This window comes from Mesorhizobium sp. M0621, assembly GCF_040320745.1.
In the GTDB taxonomy this organism is placed as follows: Bacteria; Pseudomonadota; Alphaproteobacteria; order Rhizobiales; family Rhizobiaceae; genus Mesorhizobium.
Genome location: NZ_JAMYQF010000010.1, coordinates 47,113 through 60,328, shown reverse-complemented (window position 1 = coordinate 60,328; position 13,216 = coordinate 47,113). Strand labels below are relative to the sequence as shown.

General features: G+C 61.8%; 10 protein-coding genes and 1 pseudogene. 6 read left to right on the top strand and 5 right to left on the bottom strand.

Going from position 1 to position 13,216, the window contains the following annotated elements:
• Positions 1 to 135: 135 nt before the first annotated feature.
• The 5 genes from NKI38_RS09795 to NKI38_RS09775 form a co-directional block, all read right to left on the bottom strand.
• Positions 136 to 2,097, bottom strand: a complete 1,962-nt coding sequence (locus NKI38_RS09795) for a cyclic nucleotide-binding domain-containing protein (protein ID WP_352656820.1) — start codon at positions 2,095 to 2,097, stop codon at positions 136 to 138.
• Positions 2,098 to 2,120: 23 nt separating this feature from the next.
• On the bottom strand, positions 2,121 to 2,993 hold the full coding sequence (locus NKI38_RS09790; RefSeq protein ID WP_352656818.1) for an HlyD family secretion protein: 873 nt from the start codon (positions 2,991 to 2,993) through the stop codon (positions 2,121 to 2,123).
• Positions 2,994 to 3,093: 100 nt separating this feature from the next.
• Positions 3,094 to 5,433 (bottom strand): ABC transporter permease, encoded by a 2,340-nt coding sequence (locus tag NKI38_RS09785; RefSeq protein WP_352656816.1) that lies wholly within the window; start codon positions 5,431 to 5,433, stop codon positions 3,094 to 3,096.
• Entirely contained in the window at positions 5,433 to 6,404 is a 972-nt protein-coding gene (locus tag NKI38_RS09780; protein ID WP_352656814.1) for an HlyD family secretion protein, read from the bottom strand. The genes NKI38_RS09785 and NKI38_RS09780 overlap by 1 nt, the downstream gene beginning before the upstream one ends.
• Before the next feature lie 283 nt (positions 6,405 to 6,687).
• Positions 6,688 to 7,881, bottom strand: a complete 1,194-nt coding sequence (locus NKI38_RS09775; RefSeq protein WP_352656811.1) for a patatin-like phospholipase family protein — start codon at positions 7,879 to 7,881, stop codon at positions 6,688 to 6,690.
• Between the two features lie 558 nt (positions 7,882 to 8,439).
• Between NKI38_RS09775 and NKI38_RS09770 the strand changes: the two genes are divergently transcribed.
• From NKI38_RS09770 to NKI38_RS09745, 6 genes and pseudogenes are all read left to right on the top strand, one after another.
• Positions 8,440 to 9,087, top strand: a complete 648-nt coding sequence (locus NKI38_RS09770) for a hydrolase (RefSeq protein WP_502899284.1) — start codon at positions 8,440 to 8,442, stop codon at positions 9,085 to 9,087.
• Positions 9,088 to 9,157: 70 nt separating this feature from the next.
• Positions 9,158 to 9,445: a XapX domain-containing protein gene (locus NKI38_RS09765; protein WP_352656807.1), complete on the top strand. Its 288-nt coding sequence runs from the start codon at positions 9,158 to 9,160 to the stop codon at positions 9,443 to 9,445.
• Positions 9,446 to 9,472: 27 nt separating this feature from the next.
• On the top strand, positions 9,473 to 11,362 hold the full coding sequence (locus NKI38_RS09760) for an amidohydrolase (RefSeq protein ID WP_352656805.1): 1,890 nt from the start codon (positions 9,473 to 9,475) through the stop codon (positions 11,360 to 11,362).
• Between the two features lie 15 nt (positions 11,363 to 11,377).
• Positions 11,378 to 11,869: a DoxX family protein gene (locus NKI38_RS09755; protein ID WP_352656994.1), complete on the top strand. Its 492-nt coding sequence runs from the start codon at positions 11,378 to 11,380 to the stop codon at positions 11,867 to 11,869.
• A gap of 99 nt (positions 11,870 to 11,968) precedes the next feature.
• A complete protein-coding gene (locus NKI38_RS09750) occupies positions 11,969 to 12,649 on the top strand; it encodes a DUF1275 family protein (RefSeq protein WP_352656803.1) in 681 nt (226 codons plus the stop codon).
• Positions 12,650 to 12,685: 36 nt separating this feature from the next.
• A pseudogene (locus NKI38_RS09745) lies at positions 12,686 to 13,164 on the top strand (Dps family protein); the annotation flags it as partial.
• Positions 13,165 to 13,216: the final 52 nt, after the last annotated feature.

Sequence of the window (13,216 nt, the reverse complement as noted above, 5' to 3'; positions counted from 1 at the left end):
TCCATCGAGAGCGTCGTAAAATTTGAGTTCCGTAAGTTGCATTTGAGCAGGGCAAGCGCTTGGAGGCTTGTAGGAAGCGTCCGTGCTTTGGACGCATCTCGCAGGATTGGATGCTCTGGCGAAAGACTCATCTGATCAGAGTTTAAACAGCTGCCTGATACGCGCCCGCAAGGGCGGTATTGTCGACGCGCCATCGGCTCCGTCGCCTCGGCCGAGCCAAAGCTGCTCCGATGCGTTCCTCTTCGCAAGAAGCAAGGCCAGTTCATCGGCGATCGCGGGGCGATCCCGCAACAACGGCGCCAGGCCCTGCTGTGTGATCTCATAAACGACCACCAAGGTGAGAGCCTTGACGCTGCCCAACTCGCCGGCTTCCGTCAAAAGACCGCCTTCACCGAGGCAGTCACCGGGCGCAAGACGCCCCAGTATCATCTCGCTTGCGCCGTCACGCCGGTTGACGGTTACAACGCCGCTGCGCACGATCATCAGCGACTTCAGCACCTCCCCCTGCTCCGCGAGGGTCTCACCCTTGCGGAACGTTCGGCGCGTCATCGTCGAGGCGAGCGCTTCCTTCTCGTCCTCGGTCAGCGGGGCAAACAGCGGGATCGCGTCCAACAGCCGCCGCGGTGTCGTATGGAAGCCGAACGGCATCTCGACCTCATTCGGGTCCGGAAATTGAGCGCCGACAGATCCCAGCGGCGCGGCAAGAGAGAGTCCGGCCGCCTTCGCATGACGGAAAACCAGATCGAATATCTCGCTCTTTGCCTTGCCGGCGAAAGCTCTGTCGGTAACCAGGAAAGCAAGCTCCAGTTCAACCGCGCCTCCGTCCAGCGACACGACCTGCACGCTTGGCTCCGGTAGCGCCAATATGGAATTGCTGCTGAGCAGAACCGAACGCATCACGTCGGCCATAGTAGACGGTGCGGTGGTCGACCGAAAACGGACCGTGAGCGTCACGCCATGGCTCCGCTCGGGACTGCTGAGATTGGTCAGCCTTGCTTTCGCCAGGTCGCTGTTGGGGACAACTACCATGTCGTTTGCACCCGTCAGGAGATGGGTTGCCCGCCAATTGGTCTCGACCACCTTGCCTTCGATGCCGTTGCTCAGCACAAGCCAGTCGCCGATCCCGTAGGGCTTGGCGAGATTGAGTGCTATGCCTGAGAAGACGTCGCCCAGGGTGCTCTGCAGGGCTAGGCCGAGCACAATGGCGACCGCGCCGGATGTGGCGATCAGCGTTCCGACCGGAGCGTTGAAGACGTAGGCGATGATCGACAGGGCCGCTGCCACATAGATGATGCCGACAACAAGATCCTGAAGAAGCCGGCCTTCACGGGGCTTTTGTTCGAGGATGAGAAAGACGCGAACAACGCCGATCAGCGACCATGCGGCATTGATCCACCAGATCACCTTGACGATGCCCAGCAATACGCGCTCCAGCGTAGAGATATCGGCCGGACCGGCCGCGTATGGGAGGATCCCGTGATAAAGCAGCAGTGCTGTAAGCGCCAAAAAGAACGCCAGCTGACCGACCAGGCGCAGTGTCGGTCGGCCGCGAAGCAGAATGCGCGTAACCAGTGCTTCGATTGCCGCGACCAAACCGGTCTGGACGATGGGATCGGCAACGACGTCGGATAGATGTGCGTAATCAACCATGGGATTGGCAGCCACATATTGTTCAACGACAAGGGGACCCGGTGCGAAAGCCCTGCGATGCAGGCTTGCCTCGAGGTCGGCGGCGGCGGCTGAGACTGCCGCTCGAATTGGACTGGAAGTCAATTTGCGGGCAGCGAAGAACTGCTTGTTGAAGAAGACAGTTACATGCGGCAGGCGCCCGCGCACGATGTCCCGCTCAAGATTTTCAGGAATGTAAACCGCAGCGACAGCCTTGCTGGAACGCACCGCCGCCTCGGCCTCGTGGAGTTCGCAGGAGCGCATCGTTACCTTGACGCCGGGCGCCGAACAGATTGCGTCAACGAAGCTTCTGGACACTGCCGATCTGTCCCGATCCACCACCTCAACGAGAAGGTCGCGGACGATGGCCTTCCTGACTATGGCGCGGAAAGCCGACGGCAGCTTGGCCGGTCTTTCTGCTGCGGCCACCACCAAACTCATCCGACGACCCTTCAAGTCCCGGGTTGAGTGCTGAGCCAGACGGTCATGCCGGGTTCCAGCCCTTCGGCACTGCCGTTTGGCTCAAGGCGGAGACGAAAGGAATTGAGATCGTGATCGCCGACGGCGCGCGCCGCGCGCCACGTTGCAAATTCCCCCAATGGTCGCATTTCTGTCACGCGAGCATCGATCTGGCGCCCGTCCTGCACCGTCAGCGCCAGCGTTTTGCCAAGCGTTACTTCGTGCAGATCATCTTCACGCAGCGTGAAAGCGAACCAGGCCTGACCATCCGCCTCCATCGTCATCACCGGCTTTCCTGGGCCGATGATCTCGCCCGGCTCGGCAACACGGATGCCTATTGTGCCGTCTGCCGGTGCAATCAGCCTGGTCTTGTCCAACTGGGCCTGGAGATCCCTGACTGTCGCCTCGGCCAGCGCCACCTGGGCATCGGCCAGAGCACGCTCCTCGGCAGTGGGACCGGCGCTCGCTTCTGCAGCTTGCGCCTTTTTGAGATCAAGGTCGGCCTTCGCCTTTGCAAGTGAGGCCGAACTCGTGTCGAGCGTTTGTTTGCTGGCGAACTCCTTGCCGGCAAGTGCCGAGGCGCGGTCATATTGCTGCTGGGCGAGCACAAGGTTGGCTTGCGACGTCTGGATGGCCTGGTCGGCGATTGCCACCTCTTCCGCCCGCGTGCCCGAATAGACATGATTCCGCTGTGCCTTGGCACTCGCGGCGGCGGCCTTGGCTTCACCGACGGATGCCGTCAGTTCCGGGTTGTCAAGCACGGCAAGAAGATCGCCCTTGTGGACATGCTGGCCCGGATTGACGATGACCTTCGCCAAGCGCCCCGTGGCGTCGGGGGCGATGCGAATCTCGGTCTGCCGGACCATCCCGGCGATCGCAGGTACCGCCTCCTCCGCCCACGCTTGCCGGGCGTCGCACATTACCGCGCCTGCTACCGCCAATGAGATTGCGAGACAATATCCGTGTCTAGCGAGCATCGGGCATCCTCCACCCTGCGGTGATCTTGGCTGAGGCAACGGCAAGGATTGCGTAGACAGCTGTCAGCACCCACAGCCCCAGCCAGTCATGCGAGACGTCCGTCAGGCTCGCTCCCATCTGGTTGACCCGCACCAGGCCATCGATGCCGAAGGTGCTTGGAAGGATAAAGCTGGCGGAGCGAATCATTGGCGGCATCGCCTCCACTGGCCATGCGACGCCGACCAGGAAGAACATCGGAAGGCTGATTGCGACGAACAGGAGAACCGCGGTTTCGCGCTGCTTGAACCAGCTGCCGACGAACTGGCCAAACAGGCTGACCGAGAGGATGAAGGGAATGGCGAGCACGATCAGGTCGAGCACATGGTTGGTTGCCGAGAAACCGTAGACCCTCGGCAGCACGATGAGAAACAGTGCCAAGCCCGGCAAGGCAAGCAGCAGCTGCGCCAGGCTTTGACCGATCACCGCCGACACAGTGCCGCGGCGGCGGCGCGCGCGGCGGCCGCCCTGCTGGTAGGCCACCCCGGCCACCGTGGCCGAGCCCATCAGCCGTGTCTGCTGTATGATCAACATGAAAGCAGCGGGAACGACGTAGCTGCCATAGCCGCCTGTGGGATTGAACAAAGGCTGGTTCAAAATCTCAACAGGCGAGCTTTGCGCGAGAGCCGCTCGGTAGAGGCTTCCGTCCGGGCGGGCGCTGCGCGCGACAAGATCTGTAGTGACCGCACCCACTCCTTCCTGAATGCCTTGCAGGGTCCGGCTGTAGAGCAGGAAGTAGGCTGAATCGACATAGGCAGGCAGCCTGGCCTGATCGCCCTTCAATATCTCGCGCTCGGTTCCCGACGGAATGCTCAGGATTCCGAACACCTCCCGGCGGGCGAGCGCCGCCTGCGCGTCCGCCAACGTGGCCGGCCGAAGCGCCACCTTGACCGCTTCGTCGGCATTGACTGCCTGGATGATCGTGCGGCTGACCGTGGAGGAATCGTCGTCGACGACAGCTATTGGAATGTCCTTGATCAGTTGGCCGAGATAGGGTTGCGGGTAGAACACGCCGTAGACGATGGGCGCCAGAACGATCAGGCCGAAAGCCATGCGGTCACTGACGACGCCGCGAAATTCGTCGGTGAATGCGCGAACGATGCCGATCCTGCCTGGCCGGTCTTGCTGAGGTGCCGGGCTCGGTTTTGGCAGCGGCTTGTGGCCGATGGCGCGCAGTCTCAGCCAAGCCAGGCTGAAATAGATGACGGCAAGCCCCCCCAGCATCATGAAAGGCTCAACGGAATCCCCTGCCGGCACGCCGCGCGCCGCCTGGTCGAACAGGATCTGGATGTACCAGCGTAGCGGCAGCATCGCACCCCAGGCACGGGAGAAGCCGTTCATCGCCAGCACCGGAAAGCCGACGCCGGCGAAGCCGAAGGCCGGCGAACAGATAATACCGGTTAGGCTCAGCCCGAGAGGCAGGCTCCTGACAAGCAGCTGCAACAGCGCACCCAGCGACAGATAGGCGATGATCAGCAGGCAAGCGCCGAGGCCCACCAGAGCGGGATCGCCGCGGAATGGTATTTCGAAATAGCCGTGAATGATGCCGAGCCCGACCGCCATCATGACAAGGAAAATGCCGAAATAGGGAGCGAGCTTGCCGAGGAGCGCGACGAGCATGCTGTCCCCGGCCGTCGCCAGCCATTCGCGCATGTTGCGCGATCCGAACTCGGAACCGACGGCATAGCCCGCGGCAAGTGCGATCACGACATGCAGCACGGTCGGCAGGATCGCTCGCAACAGGAACTGCGCATAGTTCAGCGCGGGATTGGTCAGGACGTACTGTTCGACGACAAGCGGACCGGGCGTGAAGGCTGCGCTGCGTTGTCTCGCCGGCAGATCCGCCACGGCTGCCGAGAGTGCAGCCTGCAGCGCGCTCGAAGCGACGTTGCCGGGCGTAAAGAACTGCTTGTTGAAAAAGATCACGACCTGCGGCCGGCGCCCCGCCGCTATATCGCGTTCGAGATTCTGCGGAATATAGACTGCGGCGATGGCGTCGCCGAAACGGACGGCATGCATGGCGCCATCGAGATCGGCGGACCGTTTCGCCACGGTGACGCCCGGCGCTGAGCTGATCGCCTGCACGAAGGTCTCTGACGTCTTCGACCTGTCCTGATCGACCACGTCGACCTTGAGATCACGGATCACCGCATTGCTGAATGTGGCTGTAAGGATCGCGAAGGCGATCAACGGGATGCCGACAACGAGCAGCAGCGCGACCTTGTCGCGGCAGATCCAGGCCACCTCGCGCAGGGCGACATCGACAATGCCGAAACGGCGCGCGCTCCCCATCACTGCGCGCTCTTCCAGTCGGCGTAGGCGCTCATGCCGGGCCTGAGGCCTGGGATCTTGTCGACCGGATAGGCCCGCACCTCGAAGGTCCTGAGATCAAAATCGCCCGTCGCGCGCGTTGCGCGCCACCCGGCATACTCGCCGCGGGTGGCGATGGTGCGCACCTCGACGGTTATGGGCATGTCGCCAAGCGCCGGGATTTTGACCGCGAACCGGTCTCCAACCTTCAGACCCTTGATCAGATCCTCACGCAGATCGAAATGGACCCAGACGTCGCTGAGATCGACCAGCGAAAGCAACGGCACGCCGGGCGAGACATATTCGCCGACCTCCACGCCGATTTGATAGACTTGGGCCTCCATCGGCGCCTTGACGGTCATCTCGTCGGCCTGCGCCTTCAGTGTCGCGATCGCGGCCTCGGCCTTGGCGACGGCAGCCTGTGCAACGCCGCGTTCCTCGACAGTGTAGCCGGCGACGGCTTCCTGATAGGCGAGTTGTGCCTGCTCCAGCGTTCGCTTTGCCACATCGAGCGATGCGGTCGCCTCGTCGAGCTTTGCGACCGACTCGAAACCGCCCTGCGTGACCTGCTTGACCCGGTCATAGGTCTGCTGGGCAAGCGTCAGACTGGCCTGTGCTGACGCGACCTCAGCCTTGCGTTCAGCCACCACTTCGGCGCGCGTGCCGACCTGGATGCGCGTGAAGTCCGCTTGGGCAACGATCTTTGCAGCCTCCGCCTCGTTGAGCTTCGTCAACAGTTCCGGATTGTCGATCGCCACCAGCAATTGCCCGGCCGTAATATTGTCGCCGCGCGAAACCGGCCTTTGTCCGACCCTGCCGTCGATGCGGGCCGCTATGTCAATGCGCGTGGCATCGGCCTCGCCTTGCACAAGAAGCGGCTGTGGCCGAACTAGATACCACAAAGACAAGCCAACGATCGCCAGCACACTGAGCACGACGATGGCCGCCGCCATTTTCGAGGTTCTCGGTGGTTCAGCGGCAGCGAGTTCAACTGATGCGGGCGCTTGACGATCCGGAAATTCATCTCTTGTCGCACTCGTATCGGCCGCTGCGACGCTCCCCAGCGGCGACTCGTCAGTCGAAACCGATGTCTTGCTCATCGGGTCACGCGACATATCCGGCACCGTATGTCTCCGTTTGGTCTGGACAATCCTTGATGGCGGTTGTCATCGTGGCTGTACCTGCTTTCGCAATGGCTTGCGTGCTCGTCGGGGCCCTTCGAAGGTAGCCGACGCATCATCGCCCTTCATTGGAAGGCTCATCAAATCCGGGCGGAGTCTTTTTCCATGGGACGCCGTTGCGGCCCAGCTCGTAGCCTTTGGCGTAAAGCGCGCGCATGAAGCTTTGGTCGAACGGGCTCTTGGCTTCCACAGTGAAGTCGGCCGGAATGTCTATGGCGTTGAAGTCGATCCCGTCACGTTTGGCGACGGCATAGAGTCGGTAAAGGTCGCCGATACCTTGCGTCTTGATCAGCGACGAGACCGCCTTCTCGGCAATGTCTGGCAAGGTGGCTTTGACCGGGCTGTACTCCGGCGTGGTCTTGCCATTGCGGATCACATAGAGCCGCGCCTTCACCTTGGTATGGAATGTCTTGTCGAGTTGGCCGAGCGTCAGTCCGGCCGGCATGAGGAAGACCTCGTTGGCGGTGCCACCATCGACATGCATCTCGTGATAGGTCTTGCCGGCCGCGGTCACTTCGAGATCGACAGGCGGAAAGATGCCCGGGATGGACGTGGAGGCCAGGATGACCTCGTTGAAAAGTTTCCTTCGATCCGGCCGCCCGCTTGCCGCTATGGCTCCCATATCCCAGATGACGGCCCGATCCGCGTCGAGATTGGTCGTCCCGATAAACAGCCGGCGGCCCTTGGAATACTCAGCCGCAATCTTGGCAAGCATGGCGTCGGTAATATGTTCGTCGAGCATCTTGGCGAGCGGAGCGTTGCTGGTGAAGGAGCCACTGGAGAGTGCTCCGAGAAAACTGTGCCTGGTGTAGATGTTGGCGTCGGTGACCTCGGTGAATCCTGCCTTGAGTTCGTCGTCATAGGCCGGACCAAGGAAAGCAAAGGGTGCGATCAGCGCGCCGGCGCTGATCCCGGTGACGATATCGAATTTTGGTCTGGTCCCGGCCTTGGCCCAGCCTGCAAGAATGCCGGCTCCGAAGGCACCGCTGCTGCCACCGCCCGACAGTGTAAGGGCGTTCAGCGCTCTGAGATTTATGGACGGATCGGCCTTCGACGCCTTCAGCCTCTCGTCATGGAACCGCACAAGTCGCGCAGCCGGATAGGTGGCATAGGAATCGCCCCAGATCCGGATATCGCGCTGATAGCCGGGCGGTTCGGCCGCCGACGCCAATTGCTGTGGGACACCGTCGCGGGGAAAGGCCGCAATGCATCCTGTGAGCTGGCTTGCGCACAGGCCAAGCGCAATCATTCTGGCCCCTGCCCTCATGGAGCGATGGCCGAGGTTGCAGCCGCCTTGAAGGATGCGCATTGCGGCGGGAGAACATTCAGTTGTGCGACGAGAGAAGGACCGGGACCAGCTGCCTTCCGGTGTGACCATGAGGTCCGGACTGTCGTCATTGACCTGTCCTCATTCAAGCTAACGCGCAGCGAGAGAGGTTGGCAGCAGACTACTCCTCAACCGTCTCGACACTTCTACTCACGAAGCATCCTTCGACCACAGGCCGGTGTCCGGCGCTTGTACAAAGCATCTGATATTTTGACGTCTCATGCATGATCAACATCCGAGCAACCGTCCCATACGATTGGGCTCAGCCGAGCACGGCGGGCAGGCCTGCAATCCCGAGCGAAACGTCAAAAGCGCGGATAGTTCCTACAAGCCCTGAATTTCGAGTCGTGATCCAGTGCGCCTCACGGAAACAGAGGCTTGCCGACGCTCTCAATAGCGAGAAGCGCGAATGCACACTGCGTGCCGGTCAAGGCTCCGCACCGAACGTCAATCTATTTTTGAACGAGGACGACCATGCCGCTGACTGCTACTCCGAAACCCGGTTCAGAGCTGATTTCGCCAAAGGACCACACGCTGATCATGATCGACTTCCAGTCGCAAATGTCCTTTGCCACCAAGTCGATCGATGCCGTCCTGTTACGCAACAACGCGGCGCTGGTCGCCCATGCTGCGGCCGGCTTCGGCGTTTCGACCATCCTGACCACCGTCGCCGAGAAGACGTTCTCGGGACCGATGTTCGACGAGATCACAAATACCTTTCCCGGCCAGCCGCTGCTTGACCGCACCTCGATGAACACCTGGGAGGACGCCGCCGTCATCGCCCAGGTCAATGCGATCGGCAAGAAGCGTCTCGTCCTGTGCGGCCTGTGGACCAGCGTCTGCATCGTCGGCCCGTCTCTTTCCGCACTGGATCAGGGTTTCGAAGTCTATGTGATTGCAGACGCCTGCGGCGACGTCTCCGACGAAGCGCATGAGCGCGCCATGCAGCGGATGATCCAGGCCGGCGTACGGCCGATGACGTCGCTGCAATATCTGCTGGAACTGCAGCGCGACTGGGCGCGCGGCGACACCTACGAGCTGACGACGGGCATCGCCAAGAGATTGGGCGGCGCCTATGGCCTCGGCGTCATCTACGCCAAGACCATGCTCGGCGCGCACGAGGGTTGAATCGCCCGCAGTGGCGCTGGCGAAATCGCCGGCGCCGCCAGGCAATCCTTCCGTTCTCCTGGAGCGCCACATGAAACCCTATGTCATCTCGCTTGCCGTCGGCCTGCTCGTAGGCGTCATCTATGGACTGTTGAATGTCCGCTCCCCCGCACCGCCGATCATCGCGCTTGTCGGCCTTTTCGGCATCCTCGTCGGCGAACAACTGCCGCCGCTTGTCAAGAATATGTGGCGCAGTGAACCGGCGGCCCTGTCGTGGCTGCATCAAGTACGCCCGCATGTATTCGGGAATTTGCCGCAAGGCCGCATGCCGTCTGAGGTGTCGGAAGCCCGGGGCACAGACAAGAGCGCACAGGGTTGAATTCCAACATCTGCGAGGCAACGAACAATGGTTGAAGACGACACCGCCGACCTGATCCTGCATCATGGGCTGATCACCACACTTGACCGTTCCAACCCGACTGCGAGCGCCGTCGCCATCAAGGACGGCAAGGTCCTGGCAGTCGGCCACGACCAGGACATCATGGCATTGGCAGGCGCCAGCACCAGGATTGTCGACCTGAAGGGCAAGCGCGTGCTGCCGGGGCTGATCGACAATCATACGCACGTCGTCCGCGGCGGGCTGAATTTCAACATGGAACTGCGCTGGGACGGTGTCCGCTCGCTGGCCGACGCCATGGCGATGCTGAAGCGGCAGGTCGATATCACCCCGCCGCCGCAATGGGTGCGGGTCATTGGCGGCTTCACCGAACACCAGTTCGCCGAAAAACGCCTGCCCACCATCGCGGAACTCAACACCATCGCCCCCGACACGCCGGTGTTCATTCTGCATCTTTACGATCGCGCTTTGCTCAATGCCGCAGCGCTGCGCGCTGTTGGCTACACCAAGGACACACCGAACCCGCCCGGCGGCGAAATCAGTCGCGACGCAGCCGGCAATCCAACCGGACTGCTGCTGGCCAAGCCGAACGCCGGCATCCTCTACGCAACGCTCGCCAAGGGCCCGAAACTGCCCTTCGACTACCAGGTCAATTCCACCCGTCATTTCATGCGCGAACTCAACCGACTCGGCGTGACCGGCGTCATCGACGCCGGCGGCGGCTTCCAGAACTATCCGGACGATTATGCCGTTATCCAAAAGCTTGCCGACGACGGCCTCATGACGGTGCGGCTTGCCTACAATTTGTTCACGCAGAAGCCTAAGGAGGAAAAGGACGACTTCCTCAAATGGACTGCCTCGGTCAAATACAAACAGGGGTCGGACTATTTCCGCCACAATGGCGCCGGTGAGATGCTCGTCTTCTCGGCCGCCGATTTCGAAGATTTCCGCGAGCCGCGTCCGGACATGCCGCCGGAAATGGAAGGCGAACTGGAGGATGTGGTCCGCATCCTGGCGCAAAACCGCTGGCCCTGGCGGCTGCACGCCACTTATGACGAGACGATCAGCCGGGCGCTCGACGTCTTCGAGAAGGTCAACCAGGATATTCCGCTCGACGGACTGAACTGGTTCTTCGACCACGCCGAGACGATTTCGGACCAATCGATCGACCGGGTCGCGGCGTTGGGCGGCGGCATCGCCGTCCAGCATCGCATGGCCTACCAGGGCGAATATTTCGTCGACCGCTACGGCCTGGGCGCTGCCGAGGCGACACCGCCGATCGCAAAGATGCTGGAGCGCGGTGTGCTCGTTTCGGCCGGCACCGATGCAACCCGCGTTGCCTCCTACAATCCATGGGTCTCGCTCGCCTGGATGATCACCGGGCGCACGGTCGGCGGCACGCGGATCTATCCGCGCCGCAATTGCCTTGACCGCGAAACCGCGCTTCGCATGTGGACCGAGAATGTCAGCTGGTTCGCCAACGACGAAGGCAAGAGGGGCCGGATCGAAAAAGGCCAATTCGCCGACCTCATCGTCCCCGACAAGGACTTCTTCGCCTGTGCCGAGGACGAGATCTCCTTCCTCACGTCGGGCCTCACCATTGTCGGCGGCAAGATGGTCTATGGCGCTGGTGATTTTGTCGATCTCGACGAGAGCGACGTTCCGCCAGCGATGCCGGACTGGTCGCCGGTTCGCGTCTTCGGCGGCTATGGCGCCTGGGGCGACGCGGACGGTGCCGGTCGGCACTCGCTGAGAAGGACGGCTATCGCTTCCTGCGGCTGTTCATCCGCCTGCGGCGTTCACGGTCACGACCATGCCGGCTCCGGGACCTCTAAGCTGCCTGTGTCCGACCTCAAGGGGTTTTTCGGTGCGCTCGGCTGCAGTTGCTGGGCCGTCTGATCCAGGGAGCCATTCCTGAACACGAACACCATCGCGATTGAACAAGGCCTCGCAGGCAGACTGCTTTCAGCGCCAGCCCTGCGCACATTGCCGCTGCTCGCTTTATGTGCCGCCTATATCCAGGGACCGATCGTCAAACTCCTCGACTTCAGCGGCGCCATCGCCGAGATGGAGCATTTTGGCCTTCTGCCGGCACCGCTTCTCGCCGCCGCCATCATCGCCTTCGAACTGGCCATGTCGGCGTTGATTGTGACGGGATACTGGCGCTGGATCGGAGCGCTGGCGCTCGCCGTCTTCACGTTTGGCGCGACCTGGATCGCCCTGCGTTACTGGGACCTGCCGCCCGGCCCCACGCAGTCCATGGCCATGAACGCGTTCTTCGAGCACATCGGGCTTGCTGGCGCCTTTGTCTTCGTTGCAGCAAATGACCTTCCCGGCCGCCGGACGTCAGGGGCGGCCAAACATCGTTTCGGAAGGGATGCCGCCACCGGCATCCATCGGGGGTAGTCTAAGTGATAAGGATAGTTCGAGAAAGATCATGGCCGTTGGACACGCCCCGCAATCGGCGTGCATCGCCAAAGCAAGACAGCGCAAGCGGAGAACTCCATGACCAGACCGTCGCTCGGCATGCTTCTCAGTTTCAACGGCGGTTATGTCGACACGATGGGCTTCCTCGCCCTTGCCGGCCTGTTCACCGCCCATGTCACGGGAAATTTCGTCACGCTGGGCGCCGCGCTCGCCTTCGGAACGACAGGCATCATCGCAAAATTGCTCGCATTGCCGGTCTTCTGCGTCGTCATCCTGCTGTCGAGACTGTTGTCCCTGCGGCTCAAGCTCAAGGGACGGCGGGCCATCGTCACGCTGCTTGGCCTGAAGCTTGTGCTGCTGACGATCGCGGCCATTGCCGCAGTCGTTCACGGCCCTGTCTCGAATGGTGACTCGCCCGCGGCCATCGCCATCGGCATGACCCTGGTGACGGCCATGGCGATCCAGAACGGGCTGCACCGGGTCCATCTTTCCAAGCTGCCGCCAACGACGCTAATGACTGGCACGACCACACAGATCATGGTCGACCTCGCCGACCTCATGTCGGGTGCAGCAACCGACCACACGCGCGAACTCAAGGACCGGCTGAAGCGCATGTCAAGCAGCCTTCTAAGCTTTGCACTTGGCTGCGCGGCCGCGGCGCTTGCGTTCGTCGCCTCCCCGACCTGGTGCTTTGTCGTGCCTCCGGTGCTGGCCTGCCTCAGCCTCCTCGCCCGTTCAGGCGACCCTTCAGAAGTGTGAGCCTGGCAATCGCAACGAAGCACTCGGCACAAAACGAAGGCCCCGACCGGCCTCGGGGCTGATGCGACGAAGAACACGGCGCCGCCGCAACGGTGCTGCTTGCCGACATCTTTGCCCTCTATCTGAAGACGAAGAATTTTCATTCGCATATGTCAGGTCCGCTTTTTCGCGACTACCACCGTCTGCTCGACGACCAGGGCGCGGAAATCATCGCCATAACCGATCCGCTGGCGGAGCGGGTGCGCACGCTGGGAGCTCGCACCATCAAGTCGATCGGAGACATTTCCCGCCAACAGCGCCTCCAGGACAATGACGCCGATTTCGTTCACCCGCACGAGATGCTCGCCGAATTGCGCGAGGACAATGCAACGCTAGTGGCAAGCATGCGAACGATGCACGATCTCTGCGACGAATATCGCGACGTGGCCACCGCCAGCCTATTGGAGAACTGGATTGACGAAGGCGAGAAGCGCATTTGGTTCCTGTTCGAAACGCGGCGCGGCATAAATGGATGACCGTAGTGCTGCGGCAGCGTCGAGTCTGTCTGAATGGTAGGGCCCCGCGAGA